Here is a 20791-nt window from a genome sequence, read left to right on the forward strand (position 1 = left end):
AAACTAAGAGAGAGCTCTATGAATCCTGAGCGTTCTGAACGCATTGAAATCCCCGTATTGCCGTTGCGCGATGTGGTGGTTTATCCGCACATGGTCATACCCTTATTTGTAGGGCGGGAAAAATCTATCCGTTGCCTTGAAGCCGCCATGGATCATGATAAAAAAATCATGTTGGTTGCGCAGAAAGAAGCTTCAACGGATGAGCCGGGTGTAAACGATCTTTTCACCGTCGGGACCGTGGCCTCTATTTTACAAATGCTGAAACTGCCAGACGGCACCGTCAAAGTGCTGGTCGAAGGTTTGCAGCGTGCGCGTATTACCACTCTGTCTGACAATGGCGAACACTTCTCTGCAAAAGCAGAGTACCTCGATTCGCCGCAGCTTGATGAACGTGAGCAGGAAGTGCTGGTGCGCACGGCCATTAGCCAGTTCGAAGGCTATATCAAGCTGAACAAGAAAATCCCACCAGAAGTGCTGACGTCGCTGAACAGCATTGACGATCCTGCACGTCTGGCGGATACCATCGCTGCTCACATGCCGCTGAAGCTGGCAGACAAACAGTCTGTGCTGGAGATGTCCGACGTGAATGAACGTCTGGAATATCTGATGGCGATGATGGAATCCGAAATCGATCTGCTCCAGGTTGAGAAACGCATTCGCAACCGTGTGAAAAAGCAGATGGAGAAATCCCAGCGTGAGTACTATCTGAACGAGCAAATGAAGGCGATTCAGAAAGAACTCGGCGAAATGGACGACGCACCGGACGAAAACGAAGCGCTGAAGCGTAAGATCGACGCGGCAAAAATGCCGAAAGAGGCGAAAGAAAAAGCCGAAGCAGAACTGCAAAAGCTGAAAATGATGTCTCCAATGTCGGCTGAAGCGACCGTTGTTCGCGGTTACATTGAGTGGATGGTTCAGGTTCCATGGAATGCCCGCAGCAAGGTCAAAAAAGACCTGCGCCAGGCTCAGGAAATCCTTGATACCGACCACTACGGCCTTGAGCGCGTTAAAGACCGTATCCTTGAGTACCTCGCGGTACAGAGCCGTGTGAATAAGCTTAAGGGCCCAATCCTGTGTCTGGTAGGGCCTCCAGGGGTTGGTAAAACCTCTCTGGGACAGTCTATTGCCAAAGCAACCGGACGTAAGTACATCCGTATGGCGCTTGGCGGCGTGCGTGATGAAGCTGAAATCCGCGGTCACCGTCGTACTTACATCGGTTCAATGCCGGGCAAACTGATTCAGAAGATGGCGAAAGTGGGCGTTAAAAACCCGCTGTTCCTGCTCGATGAAATCGACAAAATGTCGTCTGACATGCGTGGCGATCCGGCGTCAGCACTGCTTGAAGTGTTGGATCCAGAGCAGAACGTGGCGTTCAGCGATCACTATCTGGAAGTTGACTACGATCTGAGCGATGTGATGTTCGTAGCGACCTCTAACTCCATGAACATTCCGGCTCCATTGCTGGATCGTATGGAAGTGATCCGTCTGTCGGGTTACACCGAAGACGAAAAACTGAACATCGCCAAACGCCACCTGCTGTCTAAGCAGATTGAGCGTAACGCACTGAAAGATAGCGAGATCACGGTTGACGACAGTGCCATTATTAGCATTATTCGTTATTACACGCGTGAAGCGGGTGTCCGTAGTCTTGAGCGTGAAATCTCTAAACTGTGCCGTAAAGCGGTTAAACAGCTGCTGCTGGATAAAACCCTCAAGCACATCGAGATTAACGGCGACAATCTGCACGAGTATCTGGGCGTTCAGCGTTTCGACTACGGTCGTGCGGACAGCGAGAACCGTGTAGGCCAGGTTACCGGTCTGGCATGGACGGAAGTGGGTGGCGATCTGCTGACCATCGAAACCGCCTGTGTTCCGGGTAAAGGTAAGCTGACATACACCGGTTCCCTGGGTGAAGTGATGCAGGAGTCCATTCAGGCTGCGCTGACTGTGGTGCGCGCGCGCGCGGAAAAACTGGGTATCAACCCGGATTTCTACGAAAAACGCGATATCCACGTCCACGTACCTGAAGGTGCAACACCGAAAGATGGCCCAAGTGCGGGGATTGCCATGTGTACGGCATTGGTTTCTTGTCTGACAGGGAACCCGGTTCGTGCCGATGTGGCGATGACGGGCGAAATTACGCTGCGTGGTCAGGTTCTGCCAATTGGTGGTCTGAAAGAAAAACTTCTGGCTGCACACCGTGGTGGGATCAAAACTGTATTAATTCCGCATGAAAATAAGCGCGACCTGGAAGAGATTCCGGACAACGTTATTGCCGATTTGGACATCCATCCGGTGAAGCGTATTGAGGAAGTTCTGACTCTCGCATTGCAGAATGAACCCTCAGGAATGCAGGTTGTAACTGCAAAATAGTGACCTCGCGCAAAGAGCGTCAATAAAAACAAGGCTGGTAAGTCATTTCGGACTTGCCAGCCTTTTTTTGTATAGCTAATTTAGATTGCTGATTGGGCTAGCCATCAACAACGGGTGTTGTAAGGTCATGGCAGGCCTGATATAACTGCTGCGCGGTCGCGCTGTGAAGGATTCAGGTGCGATATAAATTATAAAGAGAGGAAGAGAACAGTGAATAAATCTCAACTGATTGACAAAATTGCTGCGGGTGCTGATATTTCTAAAGCTGCAGCTGGACGTGCGTTAGATGCTTTAATTGCTTCTGTTACTGAATCTCTGCAAGCTGGGGACGATGTTGCACTGGTAGGTTTCGGTACTTTCGCGGTTAAAGAGCGTGCTGCCCGTACTGGCCGTAACCCTCAGACCGGTAAAGAGATCACCATTGCTGCTGCTAAAGTGCCGGGCTTCCGTGCCGGTAAAGCGCTGAAAGACGCAGTAAACTGATTGCTTTCTCGTTTCAGGGAAGCTGAAAAGTACAAGGGCGCATCATTTGATGTGCCTTTTTTGTTTGTCCAGACCTGATTTGTTCGAGTTTATGCGAGTTGTGGGCTGACAATTGCCCCGGTTTCTTGTCACAATACGACTTTACGCGCGACGGTCAGGATTTTCCGTCAGCGTCAGGTAACCAGTCACCTACAGCGGAGTGTTGTTACACCATGATGGACAGCTTACGCACGGCTGCTAACAGTCTCGTGCTCAAGATTATTTTCGGTATCATTATCGTGTCGTTCATTTTGACCGGCGTGAGCAGTTACCTTATCGGCGCTGGCGCCAACTATGCCGCAAAAGTGAATGGCCAGGAAATCAGCCGTGGGCAGTTCGAGAACGCTTTCGCGGGTGAACGTAACCGTATGCAGCAACAGCTGGGCGATCAGTTCTCAGAGCTGGCAGCAAATGAAGGTTACATGAAAACCCTGCGTCAGCAGACGTTGAACCGCCTGATTGACGAAGCGCTGCTTGACCAGTACGCCAGGAACCTGGGTCTGGGAATCAGCGACGAGCAGGTTAAAAAAGCCATTATCTCTACTCAGGCATTCCAGTCTAACGGTAAATTCGATAACGCTCGCTACAACAGCATCGTCAATCAGATGGGTATGTCTGCCGACCAGTACGCGCAGGCGCTGCGTAATCAGCTGACGACCCAGCAACTGATCAATGCCGTGGTTGGCACCGATTTTATGCTCAAAGGTGAAACTGACGAGCTGGCTGCTCTGGTGTCTCAGCAGCGTGTTGTCCGTGAAGCAACAATTGATGTTGCTGCCCTGGCTGCGAAACAGCAGGTGAGCGATGACGAAATTAACGCCTACTACGAGCAGAACAAGAACACTTTCGTTGCGCCAGAACAATTCCGTGTAAGCTACATCAAACTGGATGCTGCTGCGTTGCAGGAAACGGCCTCTGACGCGGACATTCAGTCTTACTACGATCAGCATCAGGATCAGTTCACTCAGCCTCAACGTAACCGCTACAGTGTGATTCAGACCAAAACTGAAGCTGATGCTAAAGCCGTGCTGGATGAGTTGAACAAAGGCGCTGATTTCGCGACGGTAGCCAAAGCAAAATCCACTGACATTATCTCTGCAAAAAATGGCGGTGATATGGGCTGGCTGGAAGATGCCACTACCCCGGATGAACTGAAAAATGCAGGCCTGAAAGATAAAGGTCAGCTGTCTGGCGTTATCAAATCTTCCGTTGGCTTCCTGGTTGCACGTCTGGACGATATCGAAGCGGCAAAAACCAAGCCGCTGACTGACGTTCGTGACGATATCGCCTCGAAGGTGAAGCAGGAAAAAGCACTGGATGCCTTCTATGCGTTGCAGCAGAAAGTGAGTGACGCTGCCAGCAATGACAACGAATCACTGGCGGGTGCAGAGCAGGCCGCAGGTGCAAAAGCGGTTGAGACGGGCTGGTTTGGCCGCGACAACCTGCCGGAAGAGCTGAACTTTAAACCGGTTTCTGATGCCATCTTCAACGGTGGTCTGGTGGGCGAGAATGGCACACCGGGTAGCAACTCTGACATCATTACCGTGGACGGCGACCGAGCATTCGTTCTGCGTGTGGCCGAGCATAAAGCAGAGGCGGTAAAACCGCTTGCAGAAGTGAAAGATCAGGTTGTCGCACAGGTTAAACACAACAAAGCGGAACAGCAGGCGAAACTGGATGCTGAGAAGATCCTGGTTGACCTGAAAGCAGGTAAAGATGATGCGCTGAAAGCGGCGGGTCTGAGCTTCGGTGATGCGAAAACGCTGAGCCGCACGGGGCAGGATCCTGTCAGCCAGGCTGCGTTTGGTCTTAGCCTGCCTGCGAAAGATAAGCCAAGCTTTGGCACAACCTCCGACATGCAGGGTAACATTGTTCTGCTGGCGCTGGATGAAGTGAAAGCAGGTACCATGCCAGAAGCGCAGAAGAAAGCGATGGTTCAGGGCATTACGCAAAACAATGCACAGATCGCGTTCGAAGCAATGATGAGCAACCTGCGTAAAGAAGCCAAAATCAAGCTGGGTGACATCATTACTCAGCAGCAATAATTACGTATCTGCTCGCAGATTTTCGTAACGTACTGCAATATCCAAAGGCCGCTTTCGCGGCCTTTTCCATTTCTGCAATCTGCTGTTTGTACCTGTTTTACGGCGCGGCTATCGTGATGTGGCTGTCAACAAACAAGGAGATAACAGCATGAAACGTGGAATCAAAGCTCTCATCATTACTCTGGCGCTTGCCAGCGGCGGGATTGTACAAGTGGCGAATGCTGCTACGGCAGTCGATAAAACACCGGCTGTACAGGCTAAAGCCGAGTCATCGGTAAATGGGCAAGGGGCTATGCCATCAAAAGCAATGCCTGGCGCGAAAAGCGCGGATGATGATGGTACGCGAGTCAGTATCAATTCGGCTTCTGCTGAAGATCTCGCCCGCGCGATGAATGGTGTCGGGTTGAAAAAAGCGCAGGCCATTGTCAGCTACCGTGAAGAGTATGGCCCATTTAAAACCATCGACGATCTTAAGCAAGTTCCGGGCATGGGCAGTTCACTGGTTGAGCGCAATCTCTCACACCTGACGTTGTAATCACGCAATAACTTGCACGGCGGCAAAAATTTGCCAGGATAAAGAGGTCATACCAGTTATGACCTCTAATCCTATAACAACAGTAAAGGCTATTGCGCTATGCAGACAAAAATCAAAGTACGCGGGTATCACCTCGATGTGTACCAGCATGTGAATAACGCCCGCTATCTCGAATTTCTTGAAGAGGCTCGCTGGGACGGGCTGGAAAACAGCGAAAGCTTTCAGTGGCTGACCGCGCACAACATCGCATTCGTGGTCGTCAACATCAATATCAACTACCGTCGTCCGGCCGTGCTGGGAGATGTCCTTACCGTCACCAGCCAGGTACAGCAGCTAAACGGAAAAAGTGGTGTGTTAAGCCAGGTGGTAACCCTGGATCCTGAAGGGCAGGTGGTTGCCGATGCGCTGATCACCTTTGTCTGTATTGATCTTAAAACTCAGAAAGCGCTGCCGCTGGAAGGGGAGTTGCGTGAAAAGCTGGAGTTGATGATCGTGTAGATTTTTGTCTTTTATAAAAGACAAAAGATTTTGTCAGGGATAGAATAATGGACAGGGACTACGTCGTTGTACGTTACCAGACCCGTGACGGGAAAATTCCGTTTGAGGAATGGGTAGCGAAAATGCAGAAGAAGGATCCGGAGTTAGCGTTTCGGATCCTTCTGCGAATTGACCGGGCGGAAAAAGGCAATTTCGGGGATTATCGTTATCTGAGAAGCGGCGTCTGGGAAATGAAAATGGATTTTGGTCCCGGTTATCGAGTCTATTTTGCTGTTGAACATCGGGAGGTCCTGTTGTTGCTGATGGGCGGTGACAAAAAGGGCCAATCATCGGATATAAAACTGGCAATAGACTATTGGAAAGATTATCAAAAGGATAAACCGGATGAACAAAAGTGAACGAAACTATCCTGCTTCCGTCAGCCATGATGAGGCCGTCGTTAAGATGCTTCGCGAAAATCCTTCTTACGCTCAGCTATACCTTCAGGTTGCTTTGGAGGAGATTTATGAAGACCAGGGGATCCCGGCATATTTAATTGCGTTAAGGCGTGTCATTGAAGCCCAGGGTGGCATCGGTGAAATCTCTGCAAAAGCGGGACTTTCTCGTCAACAGCTTTACCGAACCCTGTCAGGCAATGGCAACCCAACGCTGACAACGCTGGTGAAAGTCACCCGTGCTGCCGGCGTAAAACTGTTCGACAGCACGGCGAAGTAACTTATTTCAGCCCGGTCTTTTTCTGCAATGCGGCCATCACGCCAGCTTTATCAGCCAGATAGTGGTTCAGCCCATTCGCGCGCAGATTACAGGCCGCGCACTGGCCGCAACCGTCGCCCTTAATGCCGTTGTAGCAGGTGAGGGTTTCGCTGCGGACCATATCCAGCTTGCCCCAGTAGTCGGCCAGCGCCCAGGTCTCTGCTTTATCGAGCCACATCAGCGGTGTTTCGAAGCGGATATCTTTTGCCATCCCCAGATTTACCGCGTGATTAAGTGCTTTAACAAATTCATCGCGGCAATCCGGATAGCCGGAGAAGTCGGTTTCACAGACGCCGGTGATCACGGCTTCGGCCTTCACCTGCCAGGCGTAAATCGCCGTCAGGGTCAGGAACAGGATATTACGCCCTGGCACGAAGGTATTCGGAATACCGCTGGCATCAGGTTCATAGTCAGGCACAGGAATACTGTCGCGGGTTAGGCTACTGACGGCCAGTTCATTTAGAAGCGTAACATCCAGTACCTTGTGCGCACGCGCGCCCAGTTTCAGCGCCAGTTCGCGGGCAACGTCGATTTCAGCGCGATGACGCTGACCATAATCGAAAGTCACACAGTGAACTTCATCATACTGATGAAGAGCCTGAACCAGGCAGGTAGTTGAATCTTGTCCTCCGCTGAACACGACGACGGCACGTTTCATAAATTATCTCGACAGTGACGGTAAAAGCGTAATGTTACCGCCTGACCTCGACGGCGACCAGCTTCTTCACAATTTAGGTGCCGGCAGCCAGGCCTGCGTAAAATCAAACCAGCCGCGGGCATTCAGTTGTATGCCGTTGACTCCCGGAGGGGCGCTGATTTGATACTGGTAGTTGAACAGGGGAGTCAGTACTGCACTCTCCATTAATCCGGTGAATAAAGTCTTAAGACCGACATGCCGGGCTTGCTCATCGGCCTGACTCTGAACGGCATCCAGTATGGCATGTAGATGGGTAAACTGAGGGGCACTCAGCAGATGCGGCCAGAGTGCATCACAGCGTAGCCACTGCTCAAGCGTGTATTCCGGCGCTTCGCCGATCAACCTGTCACCCATCATGATGTCCGCATCGGCAAGACTCAGACAGCCATCCCACGTTTTCGCGTCGTGGAATATCAACGTAAGCTCACAACCTTGCTGCGCAAGGTACTGTTTTAACTGGCTCGCCATGGTGTGGAGCTCTACGGGCAGATGGTAAATCAGGGTCAGCGTTTTCGGCAGTTGAACATCCCCGAGCTCTGGCCACTGCGGGATACTCCATCCGGGAAGCATTTCCTGCGTTGGGGTAATCAGCCCCTCGTTAAGCGGCAGCGTATGCAGGAGTTCAGTGAGGTGGATAATATTGATCAGCCGTCTTGCCTGCATTTCGCTTAATCGTGGGCTCTGTTTCAGGGTGAGATAACAAAAGCCCAGGCTGGTGCTGTTACTCACCAGACGCAGGCTGGCCAGTTCGTCGGGTTCGCCAATGGCAATTTGCACGGGATGACGGCAGCTTGTACCCAGCCCATAGTCAAAGAGTTGCGGCGTTATCCAGAACTCAATCGCTTTTAACAGGGGATGGCTCAGGTGATACTGCTCGTGGCTCTCCAGACGAACCAGATCGGGATCGTACAGGGTCAGACGGAAAGGCCCGCTGCCCGTCATGGCCTGCTCAGGATGCGCCAGGCGGCTGCAATATGTCGCCAGCCGGTGCGCAAGCCAGTAATCCGGCTGATGTAAAATAAAGGTCAAACACTGGGGATGCGTCACGTCGATGCGCGAGACACTCTGGAACAGTTTACGCAGGGCCGGTAAGGCCAACAGTGCAGTCAGACTTTGTTGTAGCTGCACCGTTTCGACTTTATCGCCGTTGTGCCAGTGCAGCGTGGAACGGATGTAAAAATGCCAGCGCAGCCCATCGGCCGATACCTCCCAGTGGTGAGCAAGATCGCCTGTGGGTTCACTGCTGGTGCCGTTAAAACGCGTCAGCCCGGAGAACACTTGCCCCGCCAGATGCTGCTCTGCACGGCCCGCTAAAAAGCCAGGGAGAAGCGGATCCAGCGAGCGGTAATAGGGGATCCGTAGCGTTGGCGTGTCATTTTGCCAAAGCCCGCCCAGAAAAGGGTGAAGCAGAGCGCGCAAATCTTCCGGTGCAAGCTGCGCCAGTTCCAGCGCGTTATGCTGATGTCCGCCCTTCAGAGCCTCTTCCATCATCTCATTACGCAGCGATTCCGGCGTGACATGAAACGTGAGAGAGCCGCGTTTACCCCGCCCTGACTGGGCGTGCCAGCTTAACCAGCCGGCCTCCTGTGCCTGGCGCAGGAGTGTGCGCACATGCCTCTCACTGCAAAAACAGCGGCTGGCAAGCTCTGTTACGGTGACCTTCTGCGGCGCACCTGCCGAAGGTTGCCACAGGCGTTGATATTGGTTGAGGCGATTAAGCTGGCGCATGATAAACCCGGAACAATAATTTCCATCTATTCACTATTACTTCCGTATATCTCAGGTAATACTGATGCACAAGTTAACCGCATCACATTTTCGGGAGTAATCATGGCCAGGCTCGCTGCATTTGATATGGACGGCACGCTGTTAATGCCGGATCACCGTTTAGGCGATAAAACCCTGAACACCCTGAAGCGCCTGCATGAGCATGATATTACCCTGACCTTTGCGACAGGTCGCCATGTGCTGGAAATGCGCCATTTGCTAGGAGCCTTTTCGCTCGATGCGTTTCTGATAACCGGTAACGGGACGCGAATTCACTCCGTTGAAGGGGATGTATTGCATCGTCAGGATCTCAGTCCGGAAGTGGCGGATATTGTGCTGCACAGCACCTGGGATACTCAGGCCAGCGTGCATGTCTTTAACGACGAAGGATGGTTTACCGGGCGAGAAATACCGGAAATGCTGCACGCACATGTCTATAGCGGATTTAAATATCAGTTAATCGATCTGCGCCGTATTCCCGCTCACACGGTGACGAAAATCTGTTTCTGCGGCGATCATGACGATCTGTGCCGTCTGCGCATTCAGCTTAATGAGGCGCTAGGCGAACGTGCGCATTTGACGTTCTCGGCGGTAGATTGCCTGGAAGTGCTGCCAGTGGGCTGCAATAAAGGCTCGGCGCTGGCGGTGCTGAGCGGCCATCTGGGTTTCACGATGCAGGATTGTATAGCGTTTGGCGACGCCATGAACGACCGCGAGATGCTGGGTAGCGTCGGTCGCGGTCTGATTATGGGGAATGCGATGGCGCAGCTTAAAGCAGAGCTACCTCATCTGCCCGTTATTGGACACTGCCGTAACGAAGCCGTGTCCCACTTTTTGACTCATTGGCTGGACAAAAACAACCTCCCATATTCCCCCGAATAGTGAGACCCTTCCAGCAAGCCAGACTTCGGTCTGGCTTTTTTTATTTCAGCAGTTGCGTGATTTGCGCTTTCCAGGGTTCGATATCATCAATATTCGCCTGCACCCACTCTGCGTTGTAATAGGTATCAAGATAACGCTCGCCGCTGTCGCACAGCAGCGTAACGATAGAGCCGGTGCGACCCTCTTCGCGCATCCGCGCGGCTAACTGCAACGCGCCCCACATGTTTGTGCCCGTTGAGGCACCCACCTTGCGGCCAAGCTGAGCTTCCAGCCAGTGTGCTGTCGCAACGCTTGCTGCATCAGGTACGCGCAGCATTTCATCCACAACATCAGGAATAAACGATGGCTCAACGCGCGGGCGACCAATGCCTTCAATTTTGCTCCCCACCGGGCTACGCAGGGCAACATCGCGGGTTTGCCAGTAGTCGAGGAACACGGAGTTCTGCGGGTCAACCACCATCAGTTGTGTGTCGTAACCCTGGCAACGAATGTAACGACCAATGGTGGCCGACGTCCCGCCCGTGCCTGCGCTCATCACAACGTATGCGGGAACGGGATGAGGTTCGTGCGTCATCTGGCGGAAGATGCTGTCCGCGATGTTGTTATTCCCGCGCCAGTCCGTCGCCCGCTCGGCAAAGGTGAACTGATCCATATAATGACCATTTAACTCGCGAGCCAGCATTTCAGAGGCGGCGTAAATTTCGCAGGCGCTTTCGACAAAGTGGCAGCGCCCGCCGTAAAACTCAATCTGCTCGATTTTGCGTTTGGCCGTGCAGTAGGGCATCACAGCGATAAACGGCAGGCCTAACAGCCGGGCAAAATAGGCTTCGGATACCGCGGTGGAGCCGGACGACGATTCAATGATCGTGGTGCCTTCTTTAATCCAGCCGTTACACAAACCGTATAAGAATAGCGAGCGGGCCAGGCGATGTTTCAGGCTACCGGTAGGATGGGTGCTTTCATCTTTCAGGTAGAGCTGAATGCCCGCAAATCCTGGCAGAGAGAGGCGGATTAAATGGGTATCTGCCGAGCGCTGATAGTCGGCATTGATTTCGCTGATGGCATGTTTAACCCAGGTGCTATTCATCGTGTGTATCCGTTTGTCATTTTGTGCCCAGCATAGCGAAAAGCACAGAAAAAATTGTTGCTATCTGACCTTTAAAATAGAATGAAGGGAGAAAAATTTTCTCTGCGAGGTGGGTATGCTAGATAAAATTGACCGCAAGCTTCTTTCATTGTTGCAAACCGACTGCACCCTCTCTTTGCAGGCGCTGGCAGATGCCGTTAATCTGACCACCACACCGTGCTGGAAGCGCCTCAAAAAGCTGGAAGATGACGGCATTTTGCTCGGGCGTGTTGCACTTTTAGACCCCGAAAAATTGGGGCTTGGACTGACCGCATTTGTCCTGATAAAAACGCAGCATCACAGTAGCGAATGGTATTGCCGCTTTGTCACTCAGGTCGCTGAAATGCCAGAGGTTCTTGGATTCTGGCGTATGGCAGGGGAATATGATTATCTGATGCGCGTCCAGGTGGCCGATATGAAGCGATATGATGATTTTTACAAGCGACTGGTCAACAGTGTACCGGGCTTATCGGACGTCACATCGAGCTTCGCGATGGAACAAATAAAACACACCACAGCATTACCCATTGAATAAATTGAATAACTTCCCGGCCAGGCCGGAAAAATACCTTCAGGAAAATACCGCGTGCGATTATTTGCCCAACTAAGCTGGTACTTTCGTCGGGAGTGGCAACGCTATCTCGGCGCAGTCTGCCTGCTTATTATCATTGCCATTCTGCAACTTATCCCGCCAAAGGTGGTGGGATATGTGGTGGATGGCGTCACCGAACAGCATTACACCACCGCACGGGTGTTGATGTGGATTGGCACGCTGGTGCTGACTGCGGTGATTGTCTACCTGCTGCGCTACGTCTGGCGTGTCTTGTTATTCGGGGCGTCTTATCAGCTTGCCGTTGAGCTGCGCGAAGACTTTTACCGCCAACTGAGCCGCCAGCATCCCGAGTTTTACCTGCGTCACCGCACTGGTGATTTAATTGCCCGTGCTACCAACGACGTTGACCGCGTGGTGTTTGCCGCCGGGGAAGGGGTGTTAACGCTGGTGGACTCGCTGGTGATGGGGTGCGCGGTGCTGATTGTGATGTCGACCCAAATCAGCTGGCAACTGACGCTGCTGGCCCTGCTGCCAATGCCGCTGATGGCGCTGGCGATCAATCGCTACGGCGAAAAACTACATGAACGTTTCAAACTGGCGCAGGCGGCGTTTTCGTCACTCAACGACCGCACTCAGGAGAGCATGACCAGTATCCGCATGATCAAAGCCTTTGGTCTGGAGGACAGACAATCTGCGTTGTTTGCTGCCGATGCGGCGGATACCGGGGCGAAAAACATGCGGGTGGCGCGGATTGATGCGCGTTTTGACCCGACGATTTATATCGCTATCGGTATGGCGAACCTGCTGGCTATCGGCGGCGGTAGCTGGATGGTGGTACACGACATGATGACGCTTGGCCAGTTAACCAGTTTCGCGATGTATCTGGGGCTGATGATTTGGCCAATGCTGGCGCTGGCCTGGATGTTTAATATTGTTGAGCGCGGCAGTGCTGCCTACAGCCGTATTCGCGCCATGCTGGCCGAAGCGCCAGTGGTTAACGACGGCAGTGAAACGGTACCGGAAGGACGTGGGGTAATGAAAGCGGATATCGGTTCGTTTGTTTACCCGCAAACGGAACATCCGGTGCTTGAAAACGTCAATTTCACGCTGCAATCGGGCCAGATGCTGGGTATTTGCGGCCCGACGGGTTCCGGTAAAAGCACTCTGCTTTCGCTTATCCAGCGTCACTTTGATGTTACTCAGGGCGATATTCGCTTTCACAATATCCCGCTGACACGCTTGCTGCTGGACGACTGGCGCAGCCGTCTGGCGGTGGTCAGCCAGACGCCGTTTTTATTCTCAGACACCGTCGCGAATAACATTGCTCTTGGCCACCCAACGGCGACGCAGGCAGAGATTGAACATGTCGCGCGTCTTGCCAGCGTTCATGACGATATTTTGCGTCTGCCGCAGGGCTATGACACCGAGGTGGGCGAACGTGGTGTGATGCTTTCTGGTGGGCAAAAACAGCGTATTTCGATTGCCCGCGCGCTGCTGCTGAACGCCGAAATCCTGATCCTGGATGACGCGCTTTCTGCGGTGGATGGCCGCACTGAATATCAGATCCTGCACAACCTGCGCCAGTGGGGCGAAGGGCGTACGGTGATTATCAGTGCGCACCGCTTGTCGGCATTGACCGAAGCCAGTGAAATTCTGGTGATGCAGCACGGGCACATTGCCCAGCGTGGGCAACATGACCAGCTTACAGAACAACCCGGCTGGTATCGCGATATGTACCGTTATCAGCAGCTTGAAGCGGCGCTCGATGATGCTCCAGAGCAGGATGAGGAGACCGCCAATGCGTAAGCTGGGAACGATGTGGCCGACCTTAAAACGTCTGCTTTCCTATGGCTCTGTGTGGCGAAAACCGCTGTCGATTGCCGTGCTTCTGCTCTGGATTGCGGCGATTGCTGAGGTGAGTGGTCCGCTGCTGATTAGCTATTTCATCGACAATATGGTGGCGAAACGCTATCTGCCGCTGGGGCTGGTGGCGGGGTTAGGTATTGCCTACGTAGGGTTACAGCTGACGGCCGCCGGGCTGCACTATGCGCAGTCGTTGCTGTTTAACCGGGCAGCCGTTGGCGTCGTGCAGCAGCTGCGCACGGATGTAATGGATGCGGCGCTGCGCCAGCCGCTGAGTGAATTTGATACTCAGCCTGTCGGGCAAGTTATCTCGCGTGTGACCAACGATACGGAGGTTATCAGGGATCTGTATGTCACCGTTGTGGCAACGGTATTACGCAGTGCGGCGTTGATTGGTGCGATGCTGGTGGCGATGTTTAGCCTTGACTGGCGCATGGCGCTGGTGGCGATCACCATCTTCCCGGCAGTCCTGATTGTGATGGTTATCTATCAACGTTACAGCACGCCGATTGTTCGCCGCGTGCGCGCTTATCTGGCCGATATCAACGATGGCTTTAACGAAGTGATCAACGGTATGAGCGTCATCCAGCAGTTCCGCCAGCAGGCACGATTTGGCGAGCGAATGGGGGAAGCCAGTCGTTCACATTACATGGCGAGAATGCAGACGCTTCGCCTGGATGGCTTCCTGTTGCGTCCGTTGCTGAGTCTTTTCTCTACGCTGGTGCTTTGCGGCTTACTGATGCTGTTTGGTCTGACGTCGGGCGGCACCATTGAAGTGGGCGTATTGTATGCCTTTATTAGTTATCTTGGGCGTCTGAATGAACCGCTGATTGAGCTCACCACTCAGCAATCCATGCTGCAACAGGCCGTGGTTGCGGGAGAGCGCGTCTTTGAGCTAATGGACAGGCCACGTCAGACCTACGGTGATGATGACCGTAGCCTGCAAAGCGGTGCTATTACCTTTGATAATGTCTCGTTTGCTTATCGTGATGACCGGCTTGTCCTCCAGGACGTTAGCCTTGATGTCCCGTCGCGTGGCTTTGTGGCGCTGGTGGGGCACACCGGTAGCGGTAAGAGTACGCTCGCCAGCTTGCTGATGGGGTATTACCCGCTCACGAAAGGGGAGATCCGCCTGGACGGGCGTCCACTGTCTTCCCTGAGCCACAATGTCCTGCGTAAAGGGGTGGCAATGGTGCAGCAAGACCCGGTGGTGCTGGCGGATACTTTCTATGCCAACGTCACGCTGGGCAGGCCTTATACGCATGAACAGGTGTGGGCGGTGCTGGAAACCGTGCAGCTGGTAGAGCTGGCACGCGGTCTGCCCGAGGGTATCGACACCCGGCTGGGCGAGCAGGGAAATAATCTCTCGGTTGGGCAAAAACAGCTGCTGGCGCTGGCGCGGGTGCTTATTGAAACGCCGCAGGTGCTTATTCTGGATGAAGCAACCGCTAGTATCGACTCCGGTACTGAGCAGGCTATCCAGCATGCGCTGGCGGCCGTGCGCGATCATACAACGCTTGTCGTCATCGCTCACCGCCTGTCAACGATTGTTGATGCCGATACTATTCTGGTGCTGCATCGCGGCCAGGCCGTCGAGCGCGGTACGCATCGTCAGCTGTTAGAGGCGAAAGGGCGTTACTGGCAGATGTACCAGTTGCAACTGGCGGGAGAAGAGCTGGCTGCCAGCGCGCGCGAAGAGGAATCACTCAGCGCCTGATGCACCAAAATCAGGCAACGCGCTAACACTCTCAACTGTTGGTGCAAAACTGAAACGCATCATGCACTGTTATGGTGCGTTTTTTTTCGCCACTTCATCACCGAATGCCTTGCCGCGCTCATTGCACCGCTTTTTCCCCCTTTTTTCAATTCTGGCACACCCCTTGCAATATCTCCTGCGTGTTAGCAGCGGCCATTACCGAATTCTGACTGGAGGGGATTTATGAAGCTGGTTACAGTTGTAATCAAACCATTCAAACTTGAAGACGTTCGTGAAGCATTGTCTTCCATGGGTATTCAGGGACTGACTGTCACCGAAGTGAAAGGCTTTGGTCGTCAGAAAGGTCATGCCGAGCTTTATCGTGGGGCGGAATACAGCGTTAACTTCCTGCCTAAAGTGAAGATTGATGTCGCAATTGCTGACGATCAGCTTGATGAAGTGATTGATGTCATTAGCAAAGCGGCCTACACCGGCAAGATTGGCGACGGCAAAATTTTCGTTGCCGAGTTGCAGCGCGTGATTCGTATCCGTACGGGCGAATCCGACGAAGCGGCATTGTAAGTAACTCCTGGCACACAGTGATAGGGATCGAGAAAATGAAGATAGCAACAATCAAAACGGGTCTGGGTTCGCTGGCACTGCTGCCAGGCCTGGCACTGGCTGCCCCTGCGGTGGCAGACAAAGCCGATAATGCCTTTATGATGATCTGCACCGCGCTGGTGCTGTTCATGACTATCCCAGGCATTGCGCTGTTCTACGGCGGCCTGATCCGCGGTAAAAACGTCCTCTCCATGCTGACGCAGGTTGCTGTGACGTTCGCACTGGTGTGTGTGCTGTGGGTGGTCTACGGTTACTCGCTGGCCTTCGGCGAAGGCAACGCCTTCTTCGGCAACCTCAACTGGGTGATGCTGAAAAATATCGAACTGACTGCGCTGATGGGTAGTTTCTATCAGTACATCCATGTTGCTTTCCAGGGCTCGTTCGCCTGTATCACCGTAGGCCTGATTGTTGGTGCGCTGGCTGAGCGTATTCGCTTCTCTGCGGTACTGATTTTCGTGGTTGTCTGGCTGACGCTCTCCTACGTGCCGATTGCGCATATGGTATGGGGCGGTGGTCTGCTGGCGACTCATGGTGCGCTGGACTTCGCGGGCGGTACTGTTGTGCACATTAACGCCGCTGTTGCAGGTCTTGTCGGTGCATACCTGATTGGCAAACGTGTGGGCTTTGGCAAAGAAGCCTTCAAGCCACACAACCTGCCAATGGTGTTTACCGGTACGGCTATCCTCTATTTTGGCTGGTTCGGTTTCAACGCCGGTTCAGCAAGTGCTGCGAACGAAATCGCTGCGCTGGCCTTCGTGAATACCGTTATTGCCACGGCGGGCGCTATCCTCTCCTGGGTATTTGGTGAGTGGGCCGTTCGCGGTAAACCTTCTCTGCTGGGTGCATGTTCTGGTGCGATCGCCGGTCTGGTTGGTATCACCCCTGCGTGTGGTTATGTGGGTGTAGGTGGTGCGCTGCTTATTGGTCTGGTTGCTGGTCTGGCTGGCCTGTGGGGTGTGACTGCGCTGAAACGTGTTCTGCGCGTTGATGACCCTTGCGATGTGTTCGGTGTGCACGGCGTGTGCGGCATCATCGGTTGTATCATGACCGGTATCTTCGCGGCGAAATCTCTGGGTGGAGTGGGTTACGCAGAAGGCGTCACCATGGTTCACCAGGTGCTGGTACAGCTGGAAAGTATTGCCATCACCGTTGTCTGGTCTGCCGTTGTGGCTTTTATCGGTTACAAACTGGCTGACATGACCGTCGGTCTGCGTGTACCAGAAGAGCAGGAACGCGAAGGTCTGGACGTCAACAGCCATGGCGAGAATGCGTATAACGCCTGATAAACAGCAAAACGGCAACCTCAGGTTGCCGTTTTTAATGTTTGTACCCTCTCCCGGTGGGCTGAGGGTTCCCCAGTAATTTTTGTCTTTAATTCAGCGATGATATTACGCCATTGAATTAAGGGACTTACAGCGGTGTCATGGTCCGGCTGAAAATCGCCGAAGCGTTTACGGAAGGCCGGGGCGACGCGCATGGATGCGCGGCGAGGGCGGCTTTACAGGGACGTTTCCTCCGCCCGTCCCCGATTAGCCTGGAGCAAACGCTGAGGGCATCGCGAAGCGACGATTTTCTTGCCGGGAGCCCGGGTTGCCAGGGTAGCGGCGGTGAGCTACCCTGGCACGTTCACCGGTATTGTGGTGACAGAGTAGCAAGGAACGTAAAGTGAACGGAATGACCACCTGAGCCGTATGTTCCCCCTCACCCCAGCCCTCTCCCCAAAAAGGAGAGGGAGCCGTCCGTGCTCGTATTTTTGTGGGGATTCCTCAACCCGGTGGGAGAGGGTGAGGGCATCAGGCCGCACAAAATTACCCCCGATTACGCATTACCCCTTCCTGCACCGTTGATGCCACCAGAACACCATCCTGAGTATAAAACTCGCCGCGTACAAACCCGCGAGCGCTGGACGCCGACGTACTTTCCACGCTATAGAGCAACCAGTCATTCATATCGAACGGGCGGTGGAACCACATAGAGTGGTCAATTGTCGCAACCTGCATCCCTTTTTCCAGGAACCCAACGCCGTGTGGTTGCAGGGCAACCGGCAGGAAGTTGAAGTCGGAAGCGTAACCCAGCAGATACTGATGGACGCGGAAATCCTCCGGCACGGTGCCGTTGGCGCGGATCCACACCTGACGTTTTGGTGCAGCTACGTGGCCTTTCATCGGGTTATGGAACTCGACGGGGCGAATCTCCAGTGGCTTATCGCACAGGAATTTCTCTTTCACCTGCGGTGGTAGCAGGTGCGCCAGCGCACGCGCGATATCGGTTTCAGATTTAAGCTCTTCCGGCGATGGGGATGGCGGCATCACTTTTTGATGCTCATAACCCGGTTCAGGCGCCTGGAAAGAGGCTGTCATGTAAAAGATAGGTTTGCCATTCTGAATGGCAGCCACGCGACGGGCACTAAAACTGTTGCCGTCACGCAACACTTCAACGTCATAAACAATCGGTTTGGCGCTGTCGCCAGGGCGTAAGAAATAGCTGTGAAAAGAGTGCACCAGACGGTCTGCCGGGACGGTCTCTTTAGCGGCATATAACGCCTGTCCAACGACTTGTCCGCCGAAGACCTGGCGTAAGCCCAAATCTTCGCTCTGTCCACGAAAGAGTCCTTCCTCAATTTTTTCCAGGTTCAGTAATGTCAGCAGATTGTTCAGTGCTTGACTCATAGTTGTCCTCAATAAAACGCCGTGGCGAAAGATAAGCAGAGTATAACGCAGATTTGAAAGTGGTCCGATGGGTAGAATAATCTGAATATCGGCCTGAAATCAGGCATTAATCAGTGATTTGTGCCACACTTGTTACGTTATATAAATGTTAACGACATCGGGTGGGATCGATCCCGCTGGTGCATTGATGATAAGGAGACTTCAATGAAACTCGTGCACATAGTAAGTGGTTTAGCGATAGCGGTGGCACTGACTGCCTGCGCAGGTAAGCACGCCAGTACCCAGGCGCCAGCGCCGGATCCAAATACTGTTGACACGCTTTCGCAGCAGACTACTCAGCAGCCTAACGTTTCTGGTACGGTATGGATCCGTCAGAAAGTGGCTTTACCGCCAGATGCTGTGTTAACGGTCACCCTTTCGGATGCCTCCCTGGCTGATGCGCCTGCCAAAGTGCTGTCGCAAAGAGCGGTGCGTACCATCGGTAAACAGGCTCCGTTCAGCTTCGTGTTGCCATACAACCCGGCTGACATCCAGCCTAATGCGCGGATATTGCTGAGTGCAGCAGTCACCGTTAACGGTAAGCTGATGTTTATCACTGATACGGTTCAGGAAGTGATTAACCACGGTGGGACAAAAGCCGATCTGAATCTGGTTGCGGTGCAGCAGACCGAAGTTCCTGTTTCAGCACAGCCACCTGTTGCGGCTGAACCACCTGCTTCAATCCAGCAGTAATGACCTATGCCCTCTTCCCGGTGAAGAGGGCAGTTGTTTTAGTACACCCAGCGATATATCTGTAAATCGATTTTCCCGCCCCCCGACACCTGTACTCCTTCAGCGAGCAATGCCTGTCGCTGGCGCTGTAAATCCGGGCCCGTTAGTGAGATTGTCCCGTGACGATTAACCACCCGATGCCAGGGCAGAGTGCTGCCTTCCGGTAAACGTTTTAATACGCCGCCTACCTGACGTGCTGCGCGGGGTGAGCCTGCCAGCCGGGCGACATCGCCATAAGTCGTTACATAGCCTTCGGGAATTGAGGCGACAATCTGCCAGACCCTGACAGGGAATGAGTCAGGTAACGGTTCGGGAATCGAATCGAAAGCGTCCATTGTGTTTACCAGACAAGAAAAACCACAGAATAAGCGACCCCTGGCAGATTGTGAAGGCGCAATGACCGTTGCTCAGGAGGGCTGCTGGACGGTGAATTCCAGTGCCAGGCCGATCACTTTTGTACTGCTGGCAGCGGGCTGTTCACGCATTGCCACCAGACTTTCCAGAAACTTCAGTTTTCTTGCCTGGGTATTGATGATGAGTTTGGCACGCAGGTCGGGCAGGGCCTGTGAACAGATTGGATAAATCACCCGTCCGGAAACGGCGACAGGAATTCTGCGCAGATTGACGCAACGCACCACGCCGACAGTGGAATAGAGCACGGCAACAGGCGTGACAAAAAGCATCGGCTGTTCACTGATGGTCACGAAATCCAGCAGCAATTCAGGACGCAGGTAATTCAGCCCTTTGTGGTGAAGGGTTACGCCATCAATGGCGGGCATAACGAGCGTCAGTGTCTGGGGTAATGTGTTAATCATGAATGTGCCCTGCACGAATGAAACGCATTCGAACAGTGTGGCATGGGTGAGTGAATTTACTGCGAAGAGACTCGCAATCTGTACTTATCAGGCTGTCCAGGCCGTTATCAGGTCTTAAGTTATGCCTCGGTTGTGCAATAAACCGTCATCCGAATGCCAGCAGCTTGCAATTGCCGGACAGCACAGGGATAATGCGCCAGCGCGTTGGTTAACAACGCTCTCAATGGGGGCTCTGTTGGTTCTCCCGCAACGCTACTCTGTTCACCAGGTCAGGTCCGGAAGGAAGCAGCCAGGGCAGACGACGTGTGTGCCGGGATGTAGCTGGCAGGGCCCCCACCCATTTGTGCTCTCCCCAGATTTTACCGAACCTCTTTCGATCCCCAATTTTTGTGCTTAGTGATTTATTCCACAGGAATAAAAGACATTTAATTCAATATGTAATATATCATTCATCCAACTGAAATATTATTGTCATAAACATGTAATAATAGACTGTCATTTTATATTCGGGTGACTTTTTTCTGTCATAAGTAAAAAATATAAATCTGGATTACATTGTTAACTTCGTGTATTAAATAAAGGACTTATTCCGAAGGGATGTAACA

20 protein-coding genes and 1 other RNA gene are annotated in these 20791 nt (G+C 53.0%); 15 read left to right on the plus strand and 6 right to left on the minus strand.

Features of this window, described 5'->3' with window-relative positions:
* The first annotated feature begins 18 nt into the window (after positions 1-18).
* The 7 genes from lon to ACT9TW_RS10310 all read left to right on the plus strand — a co-directional run bounded on the left by lon (position 19) and on the right by ACT9TW_RS10310 (position 6687).
* A complete protein-coding gene (lon, locus tag ACT9TW_RS10280; protein WP_014069127.1) occupies positions 19-2373 on the plus strand; it encodes an endopeptidase La in 2355 nt (784 codons plus the stop codon).
* 210 nt (positions 2374-2583) lie between these two features.
* Positions 2584-2856 (plus strand): nucleoid-associated protein HU-beta, encoded by a 273-nt coding sequence (gene hupB / locus ACT9TW_RS10285; protein ID WP_002444653.1) that lies wholly within the window; start codon positions 2584-2586, stop codon positions 2854-2856.
* Positions 2857-3068: 212 nt separating this feature from the next.
* Complete coding sequence (gene ppiD, locus ACT9TW_RS10290) at positions 3069-4940, plus strand: peptidylprolyl isomerase (RefSeq protein WP_446492289.1); 1872 nt, start codon at positions 3069-3071, stop codon at positions 4938-4940.
* A gap of 148 nt (positions 4941-5088) precedes the next feature.
* Positions 5089-5475: a helix-hairpin-helix domain-containing protein gene (locus tag ACT9TW_RS10295; RefSeq protein ID WP_182059834.1), complete on the plus strand. Its 387-nt coding sequence runs from the start codon at positions 5089-5091 to the stop codon at positions 5473-5475.
* Positions 5476-5574: 99 nt separating this feature from the next.
* Positions 5575-5973 carry a YbgC/FadM family acyl-CoA thioesterase gene (locus ACT9TW_RS10300; RefSeq protein WP_014069130.1) on the plus strand — a complete coding sequence of 133 codons (399 nt, stop codon included), beginning with the start codon at positions 5575-5577 and terminating at the stop codon, positions 5971-5973.
* 47 nt (positions 5974-6020) lie between these two features.
* On the plus strand, positions 6021-6371 hold the full coding sequence (locus tag ACT9TW_RS10305; RefSeq protein ID WP_446492290.1) for a type II toxin-antitoxin system RelE/ParE family toxin: 351 nt from the start codon (positions 6021-6023) through the stop codon (positions 6369-6371).
* The gene (locus ACT9TW_RS10310; RefSeq protein WP_446492291.1) at positions 6358-6687 is read left to right on the plus strand and encodes a helix-turn-helix domain-containing transcriptional regulator; all 330 of its coding nucleotides are present in this window, start codon (positions 6358-6360) and stop codon (positions 6685-6687) included. The genes ACT9TW_RS10305 and ACT9TW_RS10310 overlap by 14 nt, the downstream gene beginning before the upstream one ends.
* A gap of 1 nt (position 6688) precedes the next feature.
* On the opposite strand, the gene queC is transcribed toward ACT9TW_RS10310, so the two are convergent.
* Both queC and ACT9TW_RS10320 read right to left on the minus strand, forming a co-directional pair.
* Positions 6689-7384, minus strand: a complete 696-nt coding sequence (gene queC / locus ACT9TW_RS10315; protein WP_182059836.1) for a 7-cyano-7-deazaguanine synthase QueC — start codon at positions 7382-7384, stop codon at positions 6689-6691.
* A 66-nt stretch (positions 7385-7450) separates the two neighbouring features.
* Positions 7451-9151 carry an SgrR family transcriptional regulator gene (locus ACT9TW_RS10320; protein ID WP_446492292.1) on the minus strand — a complete coding sequence of 567 codons (1701 nt, stop codon included), beginning with the start codon at positions 9149-9151 and terminating at the stop codon, positions 7451-7453.
* A gap of 102 nt (positions 9152-9253) precedes the next feature.
* On the opposite strand from ACT9TW_RS10320, the gene cof reads away from it, so the two are divergent.
* Positions 9254-10072 (plus strand): HMP-PP phosphatase, encoded by an 819-nt coding sequence (cof, locus tag ACT9TW_RS10325; protein ID WP_446492293.1) that lies wholly within the window; start codon positions 9254-9256, stop codon positions 10070-10072.
* 40 nt (positions 10073-10112) lie between these two features.
* Here the strand turns inward: cof and ACT9TW_RS10330 are convergent, their stop codons facing one another.
* The gene (locus ACT9TW_RS10330; RefSeq protein WP_446492294.1) at positions 10113-11159 is read right to left on the minus strand and encodes a PLP-dependent cysteine synthase family protein; all 1047 of its coding nucleotides are present in this window, start codon (positions 11157-11159) and stop codon (positions 10113-10115) included.
* A 115-nt stretch (positions 11160-11274) separates the two neighbouring features.
* Between ACT9TW_RS10330 and ACT9TW_RS10335 the strand changes: the two genes are divergently transcribed.
* The 5 genes from ACT9TW_RS10335 to amtB all read left to right on the plus strand — a co-directional run bounded on the left by ACT9TW_RS10335 (position 11275) and on the right by amtB (position 17214).
* Positions 11275-11733 carry an Lrp/AsnC family transcriptional regulator gene (locus tag ACT9TW_RS10335; RefSeq protein WP_446492295.1) on the plus strand — a complete coding sequence of 153 codons (459 nt, stop codon included), beginning with the start codon at positions 11275-11277 and terminating at the stop codon, positions 11731-11733.
* Positions 11734-11784: 51 nt separating this feature from the next.
* Positions 11785-13557, plus strand: a complete 1773-nt coding sequence (locus tag ACT9TW_RS10340) for a SmdA family multidrug ABC transporter permease/ATP-binding protein (RefSeq protein ID WP_446492296.1) — start codon at positions 11785-11787, stop codon at positions 13555-13557.
* Positions 13550-15331, plus strand: a complete 1782-nt coding sequence (locus ACT9TW_RS10345; protein ID WP_446492297.1) for a SmdB family multidrug efflux ABC transporter permease/ATP-binding protein — start codon at positions 13550-13552, stop codon at positions 15329-15331. The genes ACT9TW_RS10340 and ACT9TW_RS10345 overlap by 8 nt, the downstream gene beginning before the upstream one ends.
* A gap of 222 nt (positions 15332-15553) precedes the next feature.
* The gene (gene glnK, locus ACT9TW_RS10350; RefSeq protein ID WP_008503304.1) at positions 15554-15892 is read left to right on the plus strand and encodes a P-II family nitrogen regulator; all 339 of its coding nucleotides are present in this window, start codon (positions 15554-15556) and stop codon (positions 15890-15892) included.
* A gap of 35 nt (positions 15893-15927) precedes the next feature.
* A complete protein-coding gene (gene amtB, locus ACT9TW_RS10355; protein WP_182059843.1) occupies positions 15928-17214 on the plus strand; it encodes an ammonium transporter AmtB in 1287 nt (428 codons plus the stop codon).
* Positions 17215-17739: 525 nt separating this feature from the next.
* Here amtB and tesB read toward each other — a convergent pair.
* On the minus strand, positions 17740-18600 hold the full coding sequence (gene tesB / locus ACT9TW_RS10360) for an acyl-CoA thioesterase II (protein ID WP_182059844.1): 861 nt from the start codon (positions 18598-18600) through the stop codon (positions 17740-17742).
* A gap of 204 nt (positions 18601-18804) precedes the next feature.
* Here tesB and ACT9TW_RS10365 point away from each other — a divergent pair, with 204 nt between their 5' ends.
* Positions 18805-19332: a YbaY family lipoprotein gene (locus ACT9TW_RS10365; RefSeq protein WP_446492298.1), complete on the plus strand. Its 528-nt coding sequence runs from the start codon at positions 18805-18807 to the stop codon at positions 19330-19332.
* Between the two features lie 38 nt (positions 19333-19370).
* Here the strand turns inward: ACT9TW_RS10365 and ACT9TW_RS10370 are convergent, their stop codons facing one another.
* Positions 19371-19706 carry an MGMT family protein gene (locus ACT9TW_RS10370; RefSeq protein WP_446492299.1) on the minus strand — a complete coding sequence of 112 codons (336 nt, stop codon included), beginning with the start codon at positions 19704-19706 and terminating at the stop codon, positions 19371-19373.
* 72 nt (positions 19707-19778) lie between these two features.
* Positions 19779-20186 carry a dTDP-glucose pyrophosphorylase gene (locus ACT9TW_RS10375; protein ID WP_446492300.1) on the minus strand — a complete coding sequence of 136 codons (408 nt, stop codon included), beginning with the start codon at positions 20184-20186 and terminating at the stop codon, positions 19779-19781.
* A gap of 233 nt (positions 20187-20419) precedes the next feature.
* On the opposite strand from ACT9TW_RS10375, the gene ffs reads away from it, so the two are divergent.
* Positions 20420-20516, plus strand: an RNA gene (gene ffs, locus ACT9TW_RS10380) — signal recognition particle sRNA small type.
* Positions 20517-20791 lie beyond the last annotated feature (275 nt).

The organism is Enterobacter sp. C4G1 (assembly GCF_052886895.1).